This window comes from Pantoea sp. UBA5035, assembly GCF_002415245.1.
Taxonomy (GTDB): Bacteria; Pseudomonadota; Gammaproteobacteria; order Enterobacterales; family Enterobacteriaceae; genus Pantoea; species Pantoea septica.
The window spans coordinates 30,634-52,963 of sequence record NZ_DICD01000017.1 but is presented as its reverse complement, the minus strand read 5'-3'; the positions used below and the strand labels follow the sequence as shown (position 1 = coordinate 52,963).

General features: G+C 59.8%; 19 protein-coding genes, 1 pseudogene and 1 other annotated feature. Of the genes and pseudogenes, 11 read left to right on the top strand and 9 right to left on the bottom strand.

The window, feature by feature from the left end; genetic code table 11:
* Window positions 1-19: 19 nt before the first annotated feature.
* The 3 genes and pseudogenes from B3229_RS13480 to B3229_RS13470 all read left to right on the top strand — a co-directional run bounded on the left by B3229_RS13480 (window position 20) and on the right by B3229_RS13470 (window position 4,423).
* Window positions 20-696, top strand: a pseudogene (locus tag B3229_RS13480) (fimbrial biogenesis chaperone).
* A gap of 60 nt (window positions 697-756) precedes the next feature.
* Entirely contained in the window at window positions 757-3,300 is a 2,544-nt protein-coding gene (locus B3229_RS13475) for a fimbria/pilus outer membrane usher protein (protein ID WP_286871463.1), read from the top strand.
* Window positions 3,301-3,316: 16 nt separating this feature from the next.
* On the top strand, window positions 3,317-4,423 hold the full coding sequence (locus B3229_RS13470) for a fimbrial protein (protein ID WP_286871461.1): 1,107 nt from the start codon (window positions 3,317-3,319) through the stop codon (window positions 4,421-4,423).
* Window positions 4,424-4,489: 66 nt separating this feature from the next.
* On the opposite strand, the gene thrC is transcribed toward B3229_RS13470, so the two are convergent.
* The 4 genes from thrC to thrL form a co-directional block, all read right to left on the bottom strand.
* A complete protein-coding gene (gene thrC, locus B3229_RS13465) occupies window positions 4,490-5,776 on the bottom strand; it encodes a threonine synthase (protein WP_033749414.1) in 1,287 nt (428 codons plus the stop codon).
* A 3-nt stretch (window positions 5,777-5,779) separates the two neighbouring features.
* Window positions 5,780-6,709 (bottom strand): homoserine kinase, encoded by a 930-nt coding sequence (thrB, locus tag B3229_RS13460; RefSeq protein ID WP_286871632.1) that lies wholly within the window; start codon window positions 6,707-6,709, stop codon window positions 5,780-5,782.
* A gap of 2 nt (window positions 6,710-6,711) precedes the next feature.
* Window positions 6,712-9,174, bottom strand: coding sequence for a bifunctional aspartate kinase/homoserine dehydrogenase I (gene thrA, locus B3229_RS13455; RefSeq protein WP_286871458.1), 2,463 nt, complete (start codon window positions 9,172-9,174; stop codon window positions 6,712-6,714).
* 25 nt (window positions 9,175-9,199) lie between these two features.
* Window positions 9,200-9,317, bottom strand: a sequence feature (Thr leader region).
* Window positions 9,256-9,327: a thr operon leader peptide gene (gene thrL / locus B3229_RS21295; RefSeq protein ID WP_127908399.1), complete on the bottom strand. Its 72-nt coding sequence runs from the start codon at window positions 9,325-9,327 to the stop codon at window positions 9,256-9,258. (Overlaps the previous feature by 62 nt.)
* On the opposite strand from thrL, the gene B3229_RS13450 reads away from it, so the two are divergent.
* On the top strand, window positions 9,296-9,511 hold the full coding sequence (locus B3229_RS13450) for a hypothetical protein (RefSeq protein ID WP_286871456.1): 216 nt from the start codon (window positions 9,296-9,298) through the stop codon (window positions 9,509-9,511). The two genes, thrL and B3229_RS13450, sit on opposite strands and share 32 nt — an antisense overlap.
* Window positions 9,512-9,522: 11 nt before the next feature.
* Here B3229_RS13450 and B3229_RS13445 read toward each other — a convergent pair whose 3' ends face one another.
* The gene (locus tag B3229_RS13445) at window positions 9,523-10,218 is read right to left on the bottom strand and encodes a tRNA/rRNA methyltransferase (RefSeq protein WP_286871454.1); all 696 of its coding nucleotides are present in this window, start codon (window positions 10,216-10,218) and stop codon (window positions 9,523-9,525) included.
* 608 nt (window positions 10,219-10,826) lie between these two features.
* Between B3229_RS13445 and arcA the strand changes: the two genes are divergently transcribed.
* Window positions 10,827-11,543: a two-component system response regulator ArcA gene (arcA, locus tag B3229_RS13440; RefSeq protein ID WP_033749412.1), complete on the top strand. Its 717-nt coding sequence runs from the start codon at window positions 10,827-10,829 to the stop codon at window positions 11,541-11,543.
* A gap of 100 nt (window positions 11,544-11,643) precedes the next feature.
* On the opposite strand, the gene creA is transcribed toward arcA, so the two are convergent.
* Window positions 11,644-12,120, bottom strand: coding sequence for a protein CreA (creA, locus tag B3229_RS13435; protein ID WP_033749411.1), 477 nt, complete (start codon window positions 12,118-12,120; stop codon window positions 11,644-11,646).
* A 193-nt stretch (window positions 12,121-12,313) separates the two neighbouring features.
* Here creA and robA point away from each other — a divergent pair, with 193 nt between their 5' ends.
* On the top strand, window positions 12,314-13,192 hold the full coding sequence (robA, locus tag B3229_RS13430) for an MDR efflux pump AcrAB transcriptional activator RobA (protein WP_033749410.1): 879 nt from the start codon (window positions 12,314-12,316) through the stop codon (window positions 13,190-13,192).
* 34 nt (window positions 13,193-13,226) lie between these two features.
* Here the strand turns inward: robA and gpmB are convergent, their stop codons facing one another.
* The gene (gene gpmB, locus B3229_RS13425) at window positions 13,227-13,874 is read right to left on the bottom strand and encodes a 2,3-diphosphoglycerate-dependent phosphoglycerate mutase GpmB (RefSeq protein ID WP_033749409.1); all 648 of its coding nucleotides are present in this window, start codon (window positions 13,872-13,874) and stop codon (window positions 13,227-13,229) included.
* A 51-nt stretch (window positions 13,875-13,925) separates the two neighbouring features.
* On the opposite strand from gpmB, the gene yjjX reads away from it, so the two are divergent.
* A complete protein-coding gene (gene yjjX / locus B3229_RS13420) occupies window positions 13,926-14,444 on the top strand; it encodes an inosine/xanthosine triphosphatase (RefSeq protein ID WP_286871449.1) in 519 nt (172 codons plus the stop codon).
* Here the strand turns inward: yjjX and trpR are convergent.
* Together trpR and sltY are read right to left on the bottom strand one after the other, a co-directional pair.
* On the bottom strand, window positions 14,419-14,766 hold the full coding sequence (trpR, locus tag B3229_RS13415) for a trp operon repressor (protein ID WP_048781832.1): 348 nt from the start codon (window positions 14,764-14,766) through the stop codon (window positions 14,419-14,421). The two genes, yjjX and trpR, sit on opposite strands and share 26 nt — an antisense overlap.
* A gap of 45 nt (window positions 14,767-14,811) precedes the next feature.
* On the bottom strand, window positions 14,812-16,731 hold the full coding sequence (gene sltY / locus B3229_RS13410; RefSeq protein WP_286871446.1) for a murein transglycosylase: 1,920 nt from the start codon (window positions 16,729-16,731) through the stop codon (window positions 14,812-14,814).
* Between the two features lie 346 nt (window positions 16,732-17,077).
* On the opposite strand from sltY, the gene deoR reads away from it, so the two are divergent.
* The 4 genes from deoR to B3229_RS13390 all read left to right on the top strand — a co-directional run bounded on the left by deoR (window position 17,078) and on the right by B3229_RS13390 (window position 22,318).
* A complete protein-coding gene (gene deoR / locus B3229_RS13405; RefSeq protein ID WP_286871444.1) occupies window positions 17,078-17,851 on the top strand; it encodes a DNA-binding transcriptional repressor DeoR in 774 nt (257 codons plus the stop codon).
* Window positions 17,852-17,983: 132 nt separating this feature from the next.
* A complete protein-coding gene (gene ettA, locus B3229_RS13400) occupies window positions 17,984-19,651 on the top strand; it encodes an energy-dependent translational throttle protein EttA (RefSeq protein WP_048780851.1) in 1,668 nt (555 codons plus the stop codon).
* Window positions 19,652-19,881: 230 nt separating this feature from the next.
* Entirely contained in the window at window positions 19,882-21,039 is a 1,158-nt protein-coding gene (locus tag B3229_RS13395; RefSeq protein ID WP_286871441.1) for a mandelate racemase/muconate lactonizing enzyme family protein, read from the top strand.
* Window positions 21,032-22,318, top strand: a complete 1,287-nt coding sequence (locus tag B3229_RS13390; RefSeq protein WP_286871439.1) for an MFS transporter — start codon at window positions 21,032-21,034, stop codon at window positions 22,316-22,318. Before B3229_RS13395 ends, B3229_RS13390 begins: the two co-directional genes overlap by 8 nt.
* The last annotated feature ends 12 nt before the right edge of the window (window positions 22,319-22,330 follow it).

Genomic DNA, 22,330 nt, shown 5'->3' with positions numbered 1-22,330 from the left:
CTGAAAAAGAATAACCGCAATGACATTTTTTATTTTAAAAAAGATCAGACCTCTCGTTCTTCTTTCAGCCTCTCTGCTGAGCATCGCGGCGCAGGCGGGTATTGTGATGGGCGGAACGCGCGTCGTTTTCCAGGAAGGAAAAAAGAAGCCACGCTGACCGTAACCAATGAGGATAAAGATACGCCTTATCTGGTGCAGTCGTGGATTGAAAATAGCGATAACAGTAAAACGCCGGTGCCTTTTATCGTGACGCCGCCTCTATTCCGTCTCGATGCGGAAAAAGAGAATATCTTGCGTATTAACTATAACGGTCTGCCGCTGCCGAAAGATCGCGAGTCCGTATTCTGGCTAAACATTAAATCTATTGCGCCCTCGTCGCGCGATCAAAACAATCAGCTGCAAATCAATATCAAATCTAAATTCAAACTTTTTTACCGCCCCAAAGGGTTAACCGGCTCGCCCGCAGAGGCCTGGCGCCAGCTGACGTTTCGCCGCGAGGGCAATCAGCTGATTGGCCATAACCCGACGCCCTATTTCGTCTCTTTTTACCGCCTGAGCGTCGGCGGCCATGACATTCAGCAGCCGGGCATGATTGGTCCGGGCGAAGATCGGCGCTGGCCAGCCGCCGGTACCGGTCCCGTGACATGGTCGGCGATTAACGACTTTGGCGGCACTACGCCGGAGCAGACCCGTTAATTCTCCCGATCCGCGCAGCGTAAAGCTTTCTCGAAGCGGATTGCCTCTGGAAATATCGACGTGAAAGTAAGCATCCCGACGCTCAACGCCGCCTCTAAGGCGAAAAAACGCCACTCTTATCCCCTGCATCCCTGGCTGGCGGGTCTGCCTGGCGTGCTGATGCTGATGAGTCCGGCGCGTACCGCTTTTGCAGAGGATTATTTCAATCCCGCGGCGCTGGAGTTCTCTTCGCAGCAGCAGAAAACCGCCGATCTGCACTATTTCAGCCGGGAAGGCGGCGAGCAGCCGGGCACCTATCACGTCACCGTTTTGCTGAATAATAATGTCTGGGAGAGTCGCGACGTGACCTTTGTCGAAGGACGTAACGGGCTGGTTCCGCTACTGACGGTGCGTCAGCTGGCGGAGATGGGCGTTAACGTGCGCGCGTTTTCCGCTTTCGACCGGCTTAAAGAGGGCGAAACGGTACAGGAGCTGGGCGACTTTATTCCCGACGCCTCGACGCGGTTCGACTTTTCGCAGCAGCAGCTGACGATCAGTATTCCGCAAATCGCCCTGACGGAAAAAAAAGGCGACTATATCGATCCGGCTAAATGGGATGAGGGCGTTCCGGCGGCCTTCGTTGATTACACCCTTTCCGGCACCCGCTCCCGTAATGAGGGCAGCGACTGGCAATCTTCCCTGCTGAGCCTGCGCAGCGGCGCCAATCTCGGCGCCTGGCGTCTGCGCAATACCTCTACCTACCGTTACGATCTGACCAGTCACTGGCAGTCGCAAACCACTTATCTTGAGCGCGATATTAAAATGCTGCGCAGTCAGTTTCGCGTGGGCGATACCTATACCTCCGGCGAGGTGTTCGACAGCGTGCAGTTTCGCGGGATGCAGATGATGTCTGACGACACGATGCTGCCGGACAGCCAGCGCGGCTTCGCGCCGGTTATCCATGGCATTGCCCACAGCAACGCCAGAGTGACGGTGAGCCAGCATGGTTATGTGATCTATGAAACTCAGGTCGCGCCCGGCGCGTTCGAGATCAGGGATCTCTATCCCACGGCGCAAAGCGGCGATCTGGAAGTCGTCATCAAAGAGAGCGACGGCTCGGAGCGCAAGTTTACCCAGCCCTACTCCGCCATTCCTTTTATGCTGCGCCAGGGCCATAAGCGCTACAGCGTCAGCGTCGGCCGCTATCACTACGCCGGCAGCACGCCGCTGCGTTCGCCCCTGTTTATGCAATCTACCTTGTTCTACGGCCTGCCGATGGATTTCACCGCTTTCGGCGGCGCGCTGGTGGCGCAAAACTACCATTCCGCGGCGGCGGGGCTGGGGAAAGGATTTGGCGATTTTGGTTCCGTCGGGGTGGATGTGAGCTGGGCGAAAACCGAGCTGCCTCAGAACAGGCGCAGTGCCGGCCAGTCGGTGCGGGTGCAGTATCAGAAAAGTTTCGCTTCGACCAACACCACCTTCAGCATGGCGAACTACCGCTACTCTTCCGGCGGCTTCTACTCTTTCAGCGAAGCAAACGCCCTGATGAGCCCGACCTCTTTTGTTAATAACAAGCGCAGCCGTTCAGAGGTCTCCGTGTCGCAGGGATTCGGCGACTACGGCAGCCTCAGCCTGGCAGCCTATATGCAAAGTTACTGGCGAACCGGCAGCGAGGAGCGGACGCTGCATCTCGGCTATTACAGCACCTTTAAAAGCGCCTCCTGGGGCGTGGGTTACTTTTATACCGATTCCAGCGGCAGCAGAAAAGCCGATCGCGCCATTACCTTTAACCTCAGCATTCCCCTTAGCGCTCTGCTGCCGGACAGCTCGGTCAGCTACAGCATGAATACCGACAACAGGGGTGAGACCTCCCAGCAGGTGGCGCTGTCAGGATCGATGCTGGAGAACAAAAACCTCTATTACAGCCTGCAGCAGGGTCACGACAGCAAAGGACAGAACGTTAACAGCAACGCCTCGCTGAGCTATCGCGGCGGCAGCGGCACGGCCAGCCTCGGCATCAGTCATGACAAACGCAGCAGCCAGCTTAGCTACGGCCTGGCGGGCGGCATCGTCGCCCATGCGCATGGCATCACCCTGAGTCAGCCGCTGGGCGACACCTTCGGCATTGTCCGGGTGCCTGGCGCCAGCGACGTGACCATCCAGAGCGCCAGCGACGTCAGCACCGATCGGCGCGGCTATGCGGTGGTTCCCTCGCTGTCGCCCTACCACAAGAACAGCATTGAACTGGAAGCGGATACGCTGCCGGATAACGTCGACGTCGAGCTGGGCGCGCAGACCGCGATTCCCACCCGCGGCGCGGTGGTGATGATCGACTACGCCACCCATATCGGCAATCGGGTGCTGTTTACGCTGGCCTATCGGGATGGGACGCCGCCCTTCGGCGCGGCGGCGCAGCTGGATCTGCCGGCGCAGGGAAAAGGCAGCAGCACCAGCGGCATCGTCGCCGAGAAAGGACAGCTCTATCTCAGCGGCGTGCCGGCGCAGGGAACCATTACGCTGAGCTGGCGAGAAGATGGCGCGGCGAAAACCTGCCAGGCGCCCTTCCGTCTGCCGAACACGCCTTCAGCCAGCCCGGTCAAACTGGTCTCCGCCGTCTGCCGCTAACCAACAGGAATCTCAAATGAACTTCACCCTTTCCATCACTCCGCCGCTGCTGGTTTTAGCGGCGCTGTTCAGCCAGCAGGCGCTCGCCCAGGAGGAGTGTCACGGCGTCAGCCAGATCGTGGTGCAGACCCACGACGTCAACTATCTGCCCGGCGCCGCTGACGGCACGCCCATTTCCGCGCAGATGCCGCTGGATAACAACAACGCCTTTAGCTGCAACAAAAACAGCGGGGAGAACGGCCTGAACTATAAAGATATCGGCTATGCGATCGATGCCGAAGAGAGTGGCCTGCAGGCGACGCTGGCCGGCGGCCACACCACGCCGATTTACCGTATCGCGGGAACTGAGGGCATCGGTTTCGCCATCGGTTTTAAAGAACCCACTTACTGCGGCGGCCTGTTTTACGATACGACGGCGAAAGGCAAACGCAGCTCTGTCTGCAGCTCGATGACCAGCGCGCAAATCAATCAGGCCAATACGCTGACCCTGCAATCTTACGTGGTCTTTTATAAAATCCCGTCGCAAGGCTCTCCGCTCCAGCCGGGTAATCAGCCCGCTAACGTGCCCGAGACTCCGATTGGCACCGCCACGTTACTGGCAGGCGACAGCGCCGCCAGCAGTCAGCCGATCGCCGATAAACCAAGAATTATTTTATCCAGCTTCACCGTGAAATATGGCAGCTGCGCGGTAACGTCAAATCAGTCGGCGATCAATGTGGACATGGGGAAAGTCAGTAAAGGCGAATTTAGCGGCGTGGGCAGCAAAGCGGGCAGCGAAAAATCGTTTCAGATTCAGATCCTGTGCGAAAACAGCGCCTCGGTAAGAGTCGGCTTCTTCGGCATGGCTGCCGCCGGGGATAAAGATGCGCTGGCGCTCACGCCCCAGGCTGACTCCGCCTCGGGCGTCGGCGTCGCGCTCTCCTACGGTTCCGGCCTGCAGGTTGCCGCGGGTGGACGGGTGCCGCTCAATACGCCTACCGATCAACTGCCGGTGCTGGCGACACTTAACACACCGAATCAGGTCCAGACGCTGGAGTTCAAAGCGCAATATATCCAGACGGAGCCGCAGATCAAGGCAGGCAAGGCCGACAGTATGGCGACCTTTAACCTCGTCTATAACTAACGCAGACTCGCGCGCCGGTGGATGCCCGGCAGCCGGGCAAACCGGCGCGCTTCGCGCCGTTAGCGATTACGCCTTCAGCAGAAACGCGCGCAGCGGCGCGAAATCCGCCTGCATAGCGTGCGACAGCAGCGGCAGACCGGCCCGGTCCGCCAGCTCCTGCGGCAGCGGAAGCGCCTGGCCGAGAATCGCCTCGACGCTCTCTTTGAATTTCGCCGGGTGCGCCGTGCCGAGGAACAGGCCGAACTCCCCTTCCTGCAGCTGATCGCGCAGCAGACGATAGGCGATGGCCGCATGGGGTTCAGAGATATAGCCGATTTCCGCCAGCTCGCGCATCGTCGCCTCGGTAGTCTCATCGCTCACTGCGCCGTAGGCGAGATCGGTCAGGCGCCAGGTTTTGCGGCGGAACAGCTCCTCTACGCGCGGCCAGTTATTCGGCTGGCTGACGTCCATGGCGTTCGACAGCGTGGCGACCGTGGCGTTCGGCGTCCAGCTGCCGCCCTGCAGGAAGCGCGGCACGGTGTCGTTGGCGTTGGTGGCGGCGATAAAGCGCTTGATCGGCAGGCCAAGCGATTTCGCCAGCAAGCCGGCGGTAAGATCGCCGAAGTTGCCACTCGGCACCGATACCACCAGCTGATTGCGTTTCTCCTGCGGCAGCTGCGCCACCGCTTCGAAGTAATAGCAGATCTGCGCCAACAGGCGGCTGATATTGATGGAGTTCGCGGAGTTCAGGCCGATCGCCTTTTTCAGCTCCTCGTCGTCGAACGCCTGCTTCACCAGCGCCTGACAGGCGTCGAAGTCGCCGTCGATGGCGATGGTTTCGATATTGCCGCCCAGCGTGCAGAACAGCTTCTCCTGCAGCGGGCTGATTTTGCCCTGCGGGTAGAGAATCACCACGCGGACGTTTTCCATACCGTAAAAGGCGTGCGCCACGGCCGCGCCGGTATCGCCGGAGGTCGCGGTCAGGATAGTGATCTGCTCGTCCGCGCCTGAGACGTAAGAGAGCATCTGCGCCATAAAGCGGCCGCCGAAATCTTTAAACGCCAGCGTTGGGCCGTGGAACAGCTCCAGACAGGAGATATCGTCGCTGACTTTCGCTACCGGCGCGGGAAACGCAAAGGCGGTTTTAACGCGTTCGGCCAGCTGATGCGGCGCGATTTCATCGCCGATATAGGCAGAGAGAATTTTGCTGCTGCGGCTGACGAAATCCATCTCCAGCATCGCGTCGATGTCGGTCAGCTCGAATTCCGGCAGTTCAAGCGGGAAGAAGAGCCCCTGCTGCGATCCCAGGCCCTGTTTTACCGCCTGCGAAAAGCTCACCTGCTCGTTATGATCCTTAAGGTTATAGAGTTTCATGCGTTATCCCAGTTTACGTGCGCCAGCCGTATCAAGACGGCAAATATGGACGAAGCCTTCATCATTCTGCAGATAGTGCTGGCGCAGCCAGTCCGCCATCCGCTGCGCCGTTTCCATCTGATTGCAAACGGCGAAAAGCGTCGGGCCGGAACCCGAAATACCGCACGCCAGCGCGCCGATGTCGACGGCGGCCTGGCGCGCCTCGGCAAAACCCGGCAGCAGTTTGGTGCGGTAAGGTTCGGCGATCACATCCTGCATCAGTTTAGCGGCCAGCAGCGGCTGACCGCTATGACAGGCGTGAATAAAGCCCGCCAGCAGACGGCCATGTTTGATCACATCCTCTTTGCGATACTGCGCGGGCAGAATGGCGCGCGCTTCGGCGGTGGAGACTTTAATGCCAGGATAGGCCATCACCCATAGCCAGTCGTCGAAGCCCGGCACCGCCTGGCTGATGATGCCGTTCTCTTCCAGCATCAGCTGGATGCCGCCGAGGAAGCATGGCGCGACGTTGTCATAGTGCACGCTGCCGGAAATGCGCCCTTCCAGCTCGCCCATCAGCGTCAGCAGCTGAGTGTCGCTGAGCGGCTTGCCGCAAAATTCGTTCATCGCCATTAAGCCGGCCACCACAGAACAGGCGCTGGAGCCGAGGCCGGAGCCGATCGGCATATTTTTCTCCAGCGTCATCGCCACCGGCACCTCTTCGCCGATCGCTTCGCAGAAGCGCTGCCAGCACTGATAGGCGATATTCTCTTTGGGATCGTCCGGCAGCTTGCTGACAAAGCGTCCGCTGTTCTGCAACGAAAAGCGCGGCGCCGCTTCTACCGTGACGCAGTCGCCCAGCAGCGCGCCGTCCACCGGCGACACCGCCGCGCCCAGCACGTCGAAGCCGACGCTGACGTTGCCAATCGAGGCCGGTGCGTAAATTTTTACCATCATCAAACTCCCAACTTCCACGATAGCGTGCGCAGCAGATCGGCGAAGACGCCCGCCGCCGTCACATCATTTCCCGCGCCGTATCCGCGCAGCACCAGCGGGATCGGCTGATAATAACGGCTGTAAAACGCCAGGGCGTTCTCGCCGTTTTTCACTTTATAGAGCGGATCGTTGCTGTCGACCGCGTCGATCTTCACTTTGCAGACGCCGCCCTCTTCGATCGCGCCGACGAAGCGTAACACTTTTCCTTCGTCACGCGCTGCGGCGACGCGCGCGGCGAAGGCGCTGTCCAGCTCCGGCAGGCGCTGCATAAAGGTTTCGACATCGGCGATCTCGTTCAGGCTGGCGGGAAGCAGCGGCTCGATCTCGATATCGCTCAGCTCCAGCTTATGGCCCGCTTCGCGCGCCAGGATCAGCAGCTTGCGCGCCACGTCCATGCCAGAGAGGTCGTCGCGCGGATCGGGCTCGGTAAAGCCCATTTCGCGCGCCAGCTTCGTCGCTTCCGAGAGCGACACGCCCTCGTCCAGCTTGCCGAAAATAAAGGAGAGCGAACCAGAGAGGATACCGGAAAACTTAATCAGCTCATCGCCGGCGTTTAACAGATTCTGCAGGTTTTCAATCACCGGCAGCCCCGCGCCGACGTTGGTGTCGTAGAGGAATTTGCGACGCGATTTCGCGGCGGCGGCGCGCATCTGCTGGTAGTAGTTCCAGGAGGAGGTGTTGGCCTTTTTGTTCGGCGTCACCACGTGGAAACCGTCGCCGAGGAAGTCGGCATAGAGATCCGCCACCGCCTGGCTGGAGGTGCAGTCGACGATCACCGGGTTAAGCAGGTGATACTCTTTCACCAGTCGAGTCAGGCGGTCAGGATTAAACGGCTCTTTGGCTTCGCTCAGCGCGCCTTTCCAGTCGCTCAGGTCGATGCCGTGCACGTTGGTCAGCAGCGCGCGCGAGTTGGCGATGCCGCAGACGCGCAGATCGATATGCTTCTGTTTCAGCCACGCCTGCTGGCGATAGAGCTGATCCAGCAGCGCGCCGCCGACGCCGCCGACGCCTACTACAAAGACTTCAATCACCTGATCGGTGGCGAACAGCATCTGGTGCACCACGCGCACGCCGGTGGTGGCGTCATCGTTGCTCACCACCACCGAGATAGAGCGCTCTGACGAGCCCTGCGCGATGGCGACGATGTTAATGTTAGCGCGCGCCAGCGCGGAGAAGAATTTAGCGGAGATGCCGCGCAGGGTACGCATGCCGTCGCCGACCACCGAGATCACCGCCAGCTGTTCCATTACCCCCAGCGGATCGAGCAGGCCGTCTTTCAGCTCCAGGTAGAACTCCTCTTCCAGCACGCGGCGCGCCCGCGCCTGCTCGTTCTGCGGCACGCAGAAGCTGATGCTGTATTCAGAAGAGGACTGGGTAATCAGCACCACCGAAATGCCGGTGCGCGACATGGCGGCAAAGACGCGCGCCGCCATGCCGACCATGCCCTTCATGCCCGGTCCGGAGACGTTGAACATCGCCATGTTATTCAGGTTGGTGATGCCCTTAACCGGGTTCTCGTCCTGCTCCCCTTCGCCCCCGATCAGGGTGCCCGGCGCCTGCGGGTTGGCGGTATTTTTGATCAGGCACGGGATCTGGAACTGCGCGATAGGCGCGATGGTGCGCGGATGCAGCACTTTCGCGCCGAAATAGGAGAGCTCCATCGCCTCCTGGTAAGACATCGACTTCAACAGGCGCGCGTCGGGCACCTGACGCGGATCGCAGGTGTAGACGCCATCTACGTCGGTCCAGATTTCACAGCAGTCGGCACGCAGACAGGCGGCCAGCACCGCGGCGGAGTAGTCAGAGCCGTTACGCCCCAGCACCACCAGTTCGCCCTTCTCATTGCCAGCGGTAAAGCCGGCCATCAGGATCATATTTCGCGGCGGGATCTGGCTGGCGGCGATGCGGCGCGTCGATTCGGCGATATCGACGGTCGATTCGAGATAGTGGCCGACGGCCAGCAGCTTCTCCACTGGATCGATCACGGTGACGCCGTGGCCGCGCGCCAGCAGCAGCGCCTCCATAATGGCGATTGAGAGCTTCTCGCCGCGGCAGATAATGGCGGCGTTGACGCTGTCAGGACACTGTCCCAGCAGGCTGATGCCGTGCAGCACCTGTTTCAGCTGAGCGAACTCCAGGTCGACGCGGGTTTTCTGCCCGTCATAGTCGAAGCCCGGCTGCCGCTGCGCCAGCCCCTGCAGCAGCTCGTCGAAAATACGCTCGGCGTCGCTGATGTTGGGCAACGCGTCCTGGCCGCTGATGGTCTTCTCGATCATCGCCACCAGATGGTTGGTAATCTTCGCAGGTGCAGAGAGTACGGTGGCAACCTGTCCCTGCTGCGCATTACTTTCCAGAATGTCAGCGACGCGAAGAAAACGTTCCGCGTTCGCTACCGAGGTCCCACCGAATTTCAGCACTCGCATGTTAAAGCTCTCCTGAATTTTTGCCGAAAAAAAAGCCCGCACTGTTCAGGTGCGGGCTTTTTTCTGTTTTTCCTGTATGCGTCAGCCCGCACCCTTACCGGTGGTAATGGTGGTTGTAATAATGGTGATGTTCAGGCTGGTTGAGTTACGCATTGAGATTTTTTCTGTCTGTCTTTTAGAGTCTGTCTGCCTTCCAGAAGTAAAGCAAAGCGCCGATCAAGTCAACGAATTTGTCCGGCGAGCACTTTTTCGCCGCTGCGCACTGCTGCCTGCCGAGCCGGAAAATGCCTGCAGAATCGTTTGCCTGCTGCGCGCTTTTTGCGATCAGCCGCTGTGAAAGGCGCTTTTTCAGGAAGATTTATCTATAAGTTTTTTTTCTACATCATGCAGGAGACGATGCAGCATGGCGCTGTCGCGCTGCTCCAGCAGGCCGATACGCTGATCGATCCAGTCGGCCATTTTGCGATCGTCGCCGACCTCAAGCGTTTGCAGCAGCCGTTCAAAACGGTGGCGAAGCGCCTCCAGCTGCTGCGCGTCCGCCGGTTGCGCCGCGGGCGGCGCCACACGATTAAGCGCGGCGAGCTGATAGCAGTACACCATGACCGCCTGACCGAGGTTGAGCGAAGGATAATCCTGCGCCATCGGGATGCCGGTCAGCAGATCGACCTGATCCAGCTCTTCATTGGTCAGCCCGCTATCCTCGCGGCCAAAGACCAGCGCCATGCTGTTCACCCACTGACGCTTCTCCAGCAGTTGCGCTTCCACCTGCTGCGGCGTGGCGTAGTAGCGAAATTTGGCGCGGCTGCGCGCCGTGGTGGCGACGGAGAAGTCGATATCGGCCAGCGCGTCGCTTAAGGCGTCGAAGGTGCGCAGATTATCGAGGATCTCGCCCGCGCCGTGCGCGACACGGCGCGCAGCAGGATCCTGCCAGGCGTCGCTGGCGACGATGCGCAGCTCATTAAAGCCCATGGTTTTCATCGCCCGCGCCGCTGCGCCAATATTTTCCGCCCGGGCGGGCGAAACCAGAATAAGGGGGAAACGCATGATTATTCCATTTGTGTTTAGAAATCGCGCCGTATAGTAGCACTGCTGCTGTTAAAGCCGGAATGTCGCAGCTTCAGAAAATAATTTGTTAACGATGTTAAAATCTAATAAACGCCGCTGTCAGCCAGCAAAGCGACCTGGATCGGTAATAACTAAAATTAAACGCTGAAAAATCTTTTTAATCAGACGAATAAGCGGAAGGTTGCCGCAATTATCATTTGCGTATACATAATGTGAATATGTAGCGAAATTGATATTTTTTGTGAGCTAAGCTTGCATTACAAGAGAAGTTTTTCACATAAGTGTTAACGTGCTACAATTGCATTTGATATAAGTCAACGAAGCGTTGTTTTTATGCTTATCGGTTGTTGTTGGTGCTGTTAGGTTGCTGTTAATACGGTTAGGATATGCGCCAAAAGATTCTCTCCTGGGGCAGGCAATATTCATTCTGACTGGCTGAGCTAACACTGTTGTTGACGTTGATAGATGGTGTATCAAGAACATAATTTCGTACAACGGTTAAGCGCCACACACCGCGCTTTTTAGCGAGCCTGAATACCCGCGTACGCCCTGTTTTCGATTTGTTGGCAAATTTTAGGTAGCGAAACATGCAGACCCCACACATTCTTATCGTTGAAGACGAACTGGTCACGCGTAACACCCTCAAGAGCATTTTTGAGGCAGAAGGTTATGTCGTGTATGAGGCAACCGACGGCGCTGAAATGCATCAGGTATTGACCGACAACGACGTCAACCTGGTGATCATGGATATCAACCTGCCAGGTAAAAACGGCCTGTTGCTGGCGCGCGAGCTGCGCGAGCAGGCAAACGTGGCGCTGATGTTCCTGACCGGTCGTGATAATGAAGTGGACAAAATCCTTGGTCTGGAGATCGGCGCGGATGACTACATCACCAAACCCTTCAACCCGCGTGAGCTGACCATCCGCGCGCGCAATCTGCTGTCGCGCACCATGAATCTGGCGATGCCGAGCGAAGAGCGCCGTCAGGTGGAAAGCTATAAGTTCAACGGCTGGGAGCTGGATATCAACAGCCGCTCGCTGATCAGCCCGAACGGCGAACAGTATAAGCTGCCGCGCAGCGAGTTCCGCGCCATGCTGCACTTCTGCGAAAACCCAGGCAAAATTCAGACCCGCGCCGATCTACTGAAGAAAATGACCGGCCGTGAGCTGAAGCCGCACGATCGCACCGTCGACGTCACCATTCGTCGCATTCGTAAGCACTTTGAATCTACGCCGGATACGCCGGAAATCATCGCCACTATTCACGGCGAAGGCTACCGCTTCTGCGGTGACCTGCAGGAATAATTGACGACACCCTGTCATCCCTACCAGACGGCTGAGAGGGTTAACAAGCAGGTGAGACGGATCGAAGAGCAAGTAAAAAACGCCCCGAAGGGCGTTTTTTTTATTCCCGCCACGGCATAATCGGCACCGCGCTCAGCGCATTCTTCGGCGATCCCTCGACCACCCTGTCGGAATAGCTCAGGTAGATCAGCGCATGGCGCTTTTGATCGAAGAAACGCACCACCTGCAGCTTTTTAAACACCAGCGAGGTGCGCTTTTTGAATACTACCTCGCCCTGCGCCTTGCCCTGCGCGATGGCGTCGCTCAGCTCAACCGGCCCAACCTGCTGGCAGGAGATCGCCGCATCGGCAGTGTCCTCGGCCAGCCCCAGGCCGCCCTTAATGCCGCCGGTTTTCGCCCGACTGATATAACAGGTTACATTTTTTACATCCGGATCGTCGAACGCCTCTACCACGATCTTATGATCGGGCCCAAACATCTTGAATACCGTATCTACCGAGCCGATCTCTTCGGCCAGAACCGGCGACGCCAGCAGCAGCGTGGCGAATGAAGCAGCGAAAAAGCGAGATATTGTCATAGCGTTACCATTGCAAACCTAATAGACGAGCATGTAATGTACTGGCAATTGTCCGCGTTGACCAAACCAGAACCAGTTTTATCCCACATTGACATGGCACAATCTCCCAACAAAACGGCCCACGCCTGATGTGCAATTAGTGCTATTATTCGGCGACTGCGTTAGTCGCACCCAGAGAGTATGAGGATGTTTTATGGACCAAGCCGGTATCATTCGAGATTTGCTTGTCTGGCTGGAGAGCCATCTGGATCAGCCCCTTTCACTGGACAACGTTGCCCTGAAAGCGGGTTATTCTAAATGGCATTTACAACGGATGTTCAAAGACGTAACGGGCCATGCGATCGGCGCCTATATTCGCGCTCGCCGCCTGTCTAAAGCGGCCGTGGCGCTGCGCCTGACCAGTCGCCCGATTCTGGACATCGCTCTGCAATACCGTTTCGATTCCCAGCAGACCTTTACCCGCGCCTTTAAAAAGCAGTTTAACCAGACGCCCGCTTGGTATCGCCGCTCCTCGGAATGGAATTCGTTCGGCATTCGCCCGCCGATTCGCCTCGACGACAACAGCATGCCGGAGTCGACCTTCGTCACCCTGCCGGAAACCGTGCTGGTCGGGCAAACGCAAACCTATAGCTGCACCCTGGAGCAGATCTCCAGCTACCGCGACGAGATGCGCATCCACTTCTGGAAGCAGTTCCTGCTGGAAACCGACACCGTTCCGCCAGTGCTTTACGGCCTGCATCAGGTGCGCGCCAGCCAGGAGAAGGATGACGAGCAGGAGATTCTTTACACCACTGCCGTGCCGTCCGATCAGGCGGTTAACCTGCACTCCGGCCAGAGCGTACTGCTGGAAGCGGGCGACTACGTCCAGTTCACCTATAACGGCCCGCGCAACGAGCTGCAGGAATTTATTCTGCTGCTCTACGGCACCTGCATGCCGACGCTCGGCCTGACGCGCCGTCAGGGACAGGATATCGAACGCTTCTACACCCATGGCGGCAAGAAGCGCCCCGAGCCGCCGAAAGAGATCCGCTGCGAGTATCTCATCCCGATTCGCCGCCAGCAGGCGAGCTGACCGTTAAGATGCCGTCATTACGACGGCATTTTTTTTAGCGCTGCAGCTCATCCAGCGCGGGCGCGTCAAGGTGCGAAATATCACCCGCCGTTTCGACCACCCAGCCTTCCGCCAGCCAAGCGCTCTGCTGGTGATCGACGCGCGAGATCGAGCAGTTGCGCAGGCGCAGACGGCGCTCCGCATGGGCCGGCAGGCCAAGAATGGTGCTGATCAGCACGCCGAGCGCCATACCGTGACTCACCAGCAGCGGTCGGCTGCCAGCAGGCAGCGCCAGACAGGCGTTCAGCGCCTCGTGCATGCGCGCCGCCATCTCCGCCATCGATTCCCCCTGCGGAATGCGGCCGTCTACGGTGCCGTCCACCAGCGCGCTGCGCCAGCGCTCTTCCTCTTCGGTGAGCCCGTCCAGCGGACGCTTTTCCAGCACGCCCATATTCAGCTCGCGCAGGCGCGGCTCCAGCGTCACCGTACAGCCGCAGGCGTCGGCGATGATCTCGGCGGTGCGCTGCGTGCGGCCCAGATCGCTGGCGATAACATGGGTAATGCCAAGATGTTTTACGCGCTCGCCCACCTGGTGGGCCTGTTGCTCTCCTTTCTCCGTCAGCGGACTGTCGGATTGTCCCTGAATGCGGCGCTGCGCATTCCATACCGTTTCACCGTGACGAACAAGATAGACCTGTAGCATGCTGAGTTTCCGTTATACTGCGACAAATTTGCCTAAAGGGTTCAATAGATTATGTACCAGGTTATCGCAGCCACCATCAATCCGGCAAAAATTCGCGCAATCTCTCAGGCGTTCAACGACGTTTTCGGCGAAGGATCCTGCCATATTCGCGGGGTCGAGGTCGATAGCGGCGTCGCGGCGCAGCCCCTGAGCGATGCGGAAACGCGAACCGGCGCACGCCAGCGCGTCGCCAATGCGCGTCAGGTCGCGCCGCAAGCGGATTTTTGGGTGGCGATTGAGGCCGGTATTGAAGCGGATTGCGCCTTCGCCTGGATGGTGGTCGAGAACGCCGATCGACGCGGCGAGTCGCGTTCCGCCAGCTTTACGCTGCCGCCGGTGGTGATGGCGGGACTAGATGCCGGACGCGAGCTGGGCGACGAGATGGCGCGGCTGACCGGCGTGGAAAATATCAAACACAAAGGCGGCGCTATCGGCGCCTTTACGCACGGTCTGCTGACGCGCTCCAGCGTCTATCACCAGGCGCTTATCCTGGCGCTCTGCCCTTTTACTCATCCGCTTTATCAGCGCTGAGATCGCCGCGTCCCAGCTGCGCCTCCAGCCAGCGCCGCAGCTCAGGCGGCGCCTCTTTCAGGCTGTTCGAGCCGCGCGTAATGGTGGCGATGCCGACGCCCAGTTCGTTTTTCAGCTCGCGCTGGCTCATCACGCCGTTCATCAGCTCTTCGACGATGCGCAGGCGCGTGCCGAGCGCTTCGCGCTCGTCCGGCGTCAGCATCAGCTGCAGCAAAGGCAGCGCCACGTCATCGGCATAAGCCTGCTGCATCAGCGCGGTAAAGCGCCGCCAGTTATCTTCAGAAAGGGAATGTTGCGCCGACCGGGCGGGAGATTGCGTCATCAAACAGGCTTCCGTACTCACTAACGAGTACGGAAGCATAGCACGCTAGTAGCGGCGGTTCCACTCGCTGTCCGACAGCACCTTATCCGGCTCGCCCATAAAGTGGCGATAGTAGGCGTCGTAGGCCAGCACGTTTTTCACGTAGCCGCGCGTTTCAGAGAAGGGAATGGTCTCGATAAAGGCGACCGCATCGAGATTGCCCGCGCTGACGTTTTGCCAGCTGCGCACGCGCCCCGGTCCCGCATTGTAGGCCGCAGAGGCGAAAATGCGGTTCTGCCCGAACTGCTGATAGACATACTCGAGATACTGCGTGCCAATCTGAATATTGGTCTGCGGATCGAGCAGCTGGTTGCTGTTCATATAGCCGGGAATGTTATACATCTTCACGGTGTGGGCCGCCGTCGCCGGCATCACCTGCATCAGGCCGCTGGCGCCGACCGGCGAACGCGCTTTCGGGTTCCAGGCGCTCTCCTGCCGCGAGATCGCCATAGCGTAGCTCGGCGCGATGCCTTTATCGCGGGTATTGCTCTTATAGAAGCTCTCCCACGCCAGCGGGAAGCGCTCTTTCAGGCTGTCCCACATCTTCGCCGTGATGGTCGCCTGCACGCTGAGATCCCACCAGTCCTGCTCGTTGGCGTAGCGCGCCAGCATCTGCTGCTGCGTATGGTTTTTGCTGGCGATAAGGTTGGCCCACTCGCTGCGCGCCAGGTTATCCAGCCCCCAGTACATCAGCTCGCGCACGCGCGCCAGCTCCGGTCCCTGCACCGTCGCGCTGTCGGGCTTTGGCGCCTCGTCGATCTGCAGCGGATATTTCACGCCCAGCCGCTGCGCCGCCACCATCGGGTAGAAGCCGCGCGCCTGCATCAGCTTATGCAGGATCTCGTCCGCCTCCTCTTTACGCCCCTGCGAATAGAGCAGATCGGCCTGCCAGTACTGCCATTCGTCTTTCTCTTTCGCCTCGAGCGGCAGACGCGCAATCCAGGTATTCAGGCCGCGGCGATCGTTCTGCGACAGCGCCAGGCGCACGCGGCGTTCAATCAGCGCCGTCGACTGGCTGTTCATTACCACGGCATCGCGCCAGCGCGCCTGCTCCGAGGTTAAATCGCTGCCCATCATGCGCCAGACCACGATCTCTTTCAGCGCCTGCTCGTCGTCCGCTTCCATCTTCTGGCCGCGCACCAGCAGCGGGATCATGCTGCGCGCATTTTCCATATCGGCGCGCGCGACGCGGGTAAAGGCGTAAATCGTCGCCTGGCGGGTAAAATCGGTCGGCCCGACGCTCTGCGCGAAGTTCACTACCGTCTGCGGATCGTTCTGCAAGGCGAGCACGCCAGCGGCGATAGTCTGGTAATCTTCCGGCAGGCTTTTCGCCAGGAAGCTCACCAGGCTGTCGTTGCCCGCCTTCATCGCAAGGCGAATGCGTTCCAGCACGGTAATCGGCGACATCTGGCCAGAGGATTGCCAGACCGAGAAGAGGCGATCGCAGTCGTTCGGCAGCGCGGTGCCGCGCAGCCAGATCGCTTTCGCACCCTCAAAGGCCTGCTGCTGCGCGCCGGTCGCCCATTTGGCGTAGAGCCAGTTGCAGCGCGCCTGTACCGGCGTCGGCGCTTCCGGGCTAAAGCTCAGAATGCCCTGCCAGTCCTGGCGGTGCGCCAGCACGTTAACGAAGCGCGTTTTCAGCGAGCGCGCCGGCGGCAGCGTCGGATATTGCTGGATAAAGTTGTTAACGGCGAGTGGCGTTTCCTGATCGAGATCCTGCGCCAGCAGGCGGTACTGCAGGTAAGGGTATAACGGATAATCCCGCAGCGTCGGCAGCAGCTGCTCCACCGTCGCCATCTGGTTGCTGTCCCACGCCTGTTTAATCTGTTGATAACGTTCTCGCTGCTGATCCAGCGAGTCTGCCCACGCGCTGCTGGCCGCTCCGGCCAGACAGATCCCTATCATCCAGTTACGCCACTTCTCCACGAAAATCTCCTCTGTTGCTGCTCTCCGGCTGCGTGCCAGGCATTCTTCATGCTAACCAGGGGAACCGGCTCTTGCCATGTTCTTCACAAAATTTACGCAGCGCGCCGCACAGGTCGGCTAAAAGCGAGTTGCTGGCCGGCGCGCGACAATGACATTCTGTTAAAAACTCGTGTAAAAAAGGCGGGCATGGCGGCGTTTGCGGGGCGATCTGATTACGGGTAAGATTGATCGCCTGCCGGCCTGGGCGCGCAACACATTAAAATTGCGGCAATTATCGCGGTTAACCGGATGCGCCCTCTCTTCCACGGCGCATCACTTTCGGCTATCAACCACAACAGAGACCTCTATGGAAACCCGGCGCGACGAACGCATTCAGAAACTGACCCTGGCGCTAAAACGCACCGACAAGCTGCATCTGAAAGATGCCGCGCAGCTTTTAGGCGTTTCGGAGATGACCATTCGACGCGATCTGAGCGAACCGGCATCGACCGTGGTACTGCTGGGCGGCTATATCGTCAGCGATCCTAAAAACCATGGCGGCCACTATTTCGTTTCGGATCAGCACGGTCAGAATGCGGCGAAAAAGCAGCGCCTGGCGCAGGCCGCCGCCAGCCTGATCGGCGAGAACGACACGGTGTTTTTCGACTGCGGCACCACTATTCCCTATATCGTCGACGCCCTGCCTGAGGATCTGCCCTTTACCGCTATCTGCTGCGCCATGAATACCTTTCTGGCGCTTAAAGAGAAACCGGCCTGCAACGTGATCCTGAGCGGCGGCGAGTTCCACGCCGACAACGCCCTGTTCACGCCGATCGGCGCGCACTCGATTCTTGACGACCTCTGCCCGACGCTGGCGTTTATCTCGGCGGCCGGCATCGATATTGAGCAGGGCGCGACCTGCTACAACCTCAACGAGCTGGCGATGAAACATCACGCCATGCTGCGCGCGCGCCAGCGTATCCTGGTGGCGGACAGCAGCAAGTTCGGCAAGGTGCTGCCCGCACGCATCGGCGAGCTGCACCGCTTCGACCTGCTGGTCAGCGACAGCGCGCCGGACAGCGCGCTGTCGGAGTGGCTGGCGCAGCAGCCGCTGCCGCTGCGTCTGCCCGAGTCGGTCTGAACCCGCCTTTTCTCTTTACGCGTAACAACACGGCGCGCCCGGAATTATCCCGGCGCGCGGCTGGGATTAGCCAGGCAAAAAGGCTAAACTTCGTCACTAATTCACCCACCAGAATCAGAGGCTCATTACAACGTGGCTCAATTCGTCTATAGCATGCATCGCGTCGGCAAAGTGGTTCCGCCGAAGCGTCATATTCTAAAGAACATCTCCCTCAGCTTTTTCCCGGGCGCGAAAATCGGCGTGCTCGGCCTGAACGGCGCGGGTAAATCCACGCTGCTGCGCATCATGGCGGGCATCGATAAAGATATCGAAGGGGAAGCGCGTCCGCAGCCGGGCATCAAAGTGGGTTATCTGCCGCAGGAGCCGCAGCTTAACCCGGAACAGACGGTGCGCGAATCTATCGAAGAAGCGGTCTCCGAAGTGGTCGGCGCGCTGAAGCGTCTGGACGAGGTTTACGCGCTTTACGCCGAGCCGGACGCCGACTTCGACAAGCTGGCGGCCGAACAGGGTCGTCTGGAAGAGGTTATTCAGGCGCACGACGGCCATAACCTGGAAACGCAGCTGGAGCGCGCCGCCGATGCGATGCGCCTGCCGGACTGGGACGCCAAAATCGGCAATCTTTCCGGCGGTGAACGTCGCCGCGTGGCGATGTGCCGCCTGCTGCTGGAAAAACCAGACATGCTGCTGCTGGACGAACCGACCAACCACCTGGACGCCGAGTCCGTGGCCTGGCTGGAGCGTTTCCTGCACGAGTTCGAAGGCACCGTCGTAGCGATTACCCACGACCGTTACTTCCTCGACAACGTTGCGGGCTGGATCCTTGAGCTGGACCGCGGCGAAGGCATTCCGTGGGAAGGCAACTACTCCTCCTGGCTGGAGCAGAAAGATCAGCGTCTGGCGCAGGAAGCCTCTGCTGAAGCCGCCCGTCGCAAATCGATTGAGAAAGAGCTGGAGTGGGTGCGTCAGGGTACGAAGGGCCGCCAGTCTAAAGGCAAGGCGCGTCTGGCCCGCTTTGAAGAGCTGAACAGCACCGAATACCAGAAGCGTAACGAAACCAGTGAGCTCTTTATTCCGCCGGGTCCGCGTCTGGGCGACAAAGTGGTCGAGGTGAAAAACCTGACCAAATCATACGGCGACCGCGTGCTGATCGACGATCTCTCTTTCTCGGTGCCGAAAGGCGCTATCGTCGGCATCATCGGTCCGAACGGCGCGGGTAAATCGACCCTGTTCCGCATGATGACCGGTCAGGAGCAGCCCGATTCCGGCAGCATCGAGCTGGGCGAAACCGTCAAGCTGGCGTCGGTCGATCAGTTCCGCGACGCGATGGATAACTCTAAAACCGTGTGGGAAGAGGTCTCTGGCGGACTCGACACCATGCGTATCGGCACCTTCGAGATGCCGAGCCGCGCCTACGTCGGCCGCTTTAACTTCAAAGGCACCGACCAGGGCAAACGCGTCGGCGAACTCTCCGGCGGCGAGCGCGGTCGTCTGCACCTGGCGAAACTGCTGCAGGTTGGCGGCAACCTGCTGCTGCTTGACGAACCGACCAACGACCTGGATATCGAAACCCTGCGCGCGCTGGAAAACGCCCTGCTGGAGTTCCCGGGCTGCGCCATGGTGATCTCGCACGACCGCTGGTTCCTCGACCGTATCGCTACCCATATCCTCGACTATCAGGATGAGGGTAAGGTGGAGTTCTTCGAAGGCAACTTCAGCGAGTACGAAGAGTACAAGAAACGCACCCTCGGCGCGGACGCGCTGGAGCCGAAGCGTATCAAGTACAAGCGTATTACCAAGTAATCCAAAAGGCGGCAGCGATGCCGCCTTTTCTCTTTTTGTGACTGCCTGCGCCTTTTCCTGTCGCTTCGCCCAATTCTTCCCGCTATTGCCCCTTTAACCCTGGGCTGCTGCCCGATGCCGCGTTAACACCCGCTTTTTATACTCGCTGATGATCTGACCCGATCCACCTTACCGTTCCGGCAGGCTGTGATAATAATTCGCGCCGGAGGTCATCTTACGAGGTCTATGGCATGAAAATAGCTTCAATCGACGTCACGCGTATCGCCATCCCGTTTGACGCGCAGCGACGCGCGCCCGAACACCAGGAAACCACCTTTAATGCAGCCTCCTCTTCGCTGCGCCGCATGGAAACGCTGCTGGTCAAAATCACCTGCGACAACGGCCTGTGCGGCTGGGGCGAAGCCTTCGGCCATCTGGCCAATCCCGTCACAGAACAGGCGATTTGCACGCTGGTGGCGCCTGCCTTTATCGGCAAACCGCTGCCGGATTCACCAGACGCCATCGCCGCCCTGATGCAGCAGGCGGAAAAAGCGCTGCACGCCTTTGGCCGCAGCGGCCCGGTGCGCTTCGCGCTCTCCGCGGTGGATATCGCACTGTGGGACGCGCTCGGGCAGCGGCAACAAAAGCCGCTCTGGCAGCTGCTCGGCGCCGCGCGGCAGCGCATTGAGCGCTACGCCAGTCTGGTAAGCTACGACAACCAGCCCGCCGCCGTCGCCGCGCAGGTAAAACGCGCCTGGGATGAGGGCTTTACCACGCTCAAACTGCATGAAACCACCTTCGACGCCATCCAGGCCGCGCGCGACGCGCTGCCGGCGCAGGCGGAACTGCTGGTCGACGTCAACTGTCCCTGGACGCGTGAAGAGGCCGCCCAGCAGGCGCATGAGCTACGTTCGCTGCAGCTCGGCTGGCTTGAAGAGCCGATCTGGCCGCCTGACGACTATCAGGGGCTGGCGCAGCTCAAGCGCGTCGGCGTGCCGCTGGCGGCGGGCGAAAACGTCGACGGCGACTGGGGCTTTATGCATCTGCTGGAAAACGGCGCGGTGGATGTGGCGCAACCCAGCGTGGCGAAAGTAGGCGGCATCAGCGCGGCGCTGCGCGTGTTCGCCGCCGCGCAGCAGTACCGCGTGCGCGTGGTGCCTCACTGTTTCTATTACGGCGCCGGCCTGCTGGCGACCGCGCATCTGGTCGCGCTGCTGCCCGACGATATCAAGCTGGAAACGCCCTGGATCGATTTCGAAGCGCGCCTCTACCCCGATCTGCCGCGCGACGTCGCCTTTACCCTCTCCTCGCGCCCCGGCCTGGGCTACGCGCCGGATGAAGAGGTATTGCGCCACTACCGCCTCTCACTGAGTCAGATTACCGATAAAGGAGTCCGCCGCTATGCGTAAAAACTATCGCGTGGTGATCGCGCTGCTGCTCTTCTTCGCCGGCATGCTCAACTATCTCGACCGCGCCGCGCTCTCGGTGATGGCGCCGCTGATTAAAAGCGATCTGCATATCAACGACGCGGAGATGGGCATCCTGTTTAGCTGCTTTTTTATCGGCTACTGCGCCTTCTGCTTTCTCGGCGGCTGGGCGGCAGACCGCTTCGGCCCGCGCCGCGTCTACGCCTGGGCGGCGGGCGTCTGGTCGCTGTTTTGCGGCGCCACCGCGCTGGTGACGGGCTTTACCCATCTGCTGATTGTGCGCATGCTGTTCGGCATCGGCGAAGGGCCGATGGGCACCACCACCAACAAATCGATCGCCAACTGGTTTCCCAAAAAAGAGACGGGACGCGCGGTCGGCTTTACCAATGCCGGGCAGCCGCTCGGGGCGGCGATCGCGGCGCCGGTGGTCGGGCTGGTGGGGCTGCACTACGGCTGGCGCATCGCCTTTATCGTTATCGCCTTGCTCGGCTTTATCTGGGTGGCCTGCTGGCTCTGGCTGTTCCGCGATAAGCCGGAAGATCATCCGCGCGTCGGCCCGGCCGAACGCGAGCTGATCAGCCGTCAGCGCCCGGCGACCCAAGCCGCCGCCGCGCCGCAGCAGGATCGTCATTCCCTGTGGCGCTACGTTTTTTCGCTGCCGGTGCTGGGCGTGGCGAGCGCCTTTTTCTGCTTTAACTATATCCAGTATTTCTTTCTCTCCTGGCTGCCGAGCTATCTCACTGACTTCCAGCATCTGGATATCAAAAGCATGAGCATTATCGGCGTGCTGCCCTGGCTGGGCGCGACGGCGGGCTTTCTCGGCGGCGGCATCGTTTCCGATATGCTGTTCCGCCGCACGCAAAACTTTTTGCTGTCGCGCAAGCTGGTGATCTTCGTTGGGCTGGCGGTGGCGGCGCTGTGCGTGCTGTTAACGGCGTGGAGCCGGGACGTGGTGAGCGCGGTCACCCTGATTACGCTGGCCAGCGTGTTCGCCTATATGACGCCGCAGGCGTGCTGGTCGCTGCTGCAGGATATCGTTCCGGCGGGACGCATCGGCACCGCGGGCGGCTTTGTTCATCTGCTGGCTAATCTGGCGGGGATTCTGTCGCCGGGCATTACCGGCTTTTTGATTCAGTATGGCGGCGGCTACCATACGGCGTTTCTGCTGGCGAGCGCGCTGGCGGTGGCGGGCATGCTGCTGCTGGCGCTGCTGGTGCGGCAAAAAGGGGTTAATACGCTGCGCGCGCTGGCGGCGAACTGAAACAACAGCGGG

Excerpts from the sequence above, each read along its gene's own strand:
- arcA (WP_033749412.1), top strand. The coding sequence starts at position 10,827 with ATGCAGACCCCACACATTCTTATCGTTGAAGACGAACTGGTCACGCGT.
- creA (WP_033749411.1), bottom strand. The coding sequence starts at position 12,120 with ATGACAATATCTCGCTTTTTCGCTGCTTCATTCGCCACGCTGCTGCTG.
- B3229_RS13395 (WP_286871441.1), top strand. The coding sequence starts at position 19,882 with ATGAAAATAGCTTCAATCGACGTCACGCGTATCGCCATCCCGTTTGAC.
- thrB (WP_286871632.1), bottom strand. The coding sequence starts at position 6,709 with ATGGTAAAAATTTACGCACCGGCCTCGATTGGCAACGTCAGCGTCGGC.
- gpmB (WP_033749409.1), bottom strand. The coding sequence starts at position 13,874 with ATGCTACAGGTCTATCTTGTTCGTCACGGTGAAACGGTATGGAATGCG.
- robA (WP_033749410.1), top strand. The coding sequence starts at position 12,314 with ATGGACCAAGCCGGTATCATTCGAGATTTGCTTGTCTGGCTGGAGAGC.
- thrA (WP_286871458.1), bottom strand. The coding sequence starts at position 9,174 with ATGCGAGTGCTGAAATTCGGTGGGACCTCGGTAGCGAACGCGGAACGT.
- thrC (WP_033749414.1), bottom strand. The coding sequence starts at position 5,776 with ATGAAACTCTATAACCTTAAGGATCATAACGAGCAGGTGAGCTTTTCG.
- B3229_RS13450 (WP_286871456.1), top strand. The coding sequence starts at position 9,296 with ATGGTGATGTTCAGGCTGGTTGAGTTACGCATTGAGATTTTTTCTGTC.
- yjjX (WP_286871449.1), top strand. The coding sequence starts at position 13,926 with ATGTACCAGGTTATCGCAGCCACCATCAATCCGGCAAAAATTCGCGCA.
- trpR (WP_048781832.1), bottom strand. The coding sequence starts at position 14,766 with ATGACGCAATCTCCCGCCCGGTCGGCGCAACATTCCCTTTCTGAAGAT.
- deoR (WP_286871444.1), top strand. The coding sequence starts at position 17,078 with ATGGAAACCCGGCGCGACGAACGCATTCAGAAACTGACCCTGGCGCTA.
- B3229_RS13390 (WP_286871439.1), top strand. The coding sequence starts at position 21,032 with ATGCGTAAAAACTATCGCGTGGTGATCGCGCTGCTGCTCTTCTTCGCC.
- B3229_RS13470 (WP_286871461.1), top strand. The coding sequence starts at position 3,317 with ATGAACTTCACCCTTTCCATCACTCCGCCGCTGCTGGTTTTAGCGGCG.
- B3229_RS13445 (WP_286871454.1), bottom strand. The coding sequence starts at position 10,218 with ATGCGTTTCCCCCTTATTCTGGTTTCGCCCGCCCGGGCGGAAAATATT.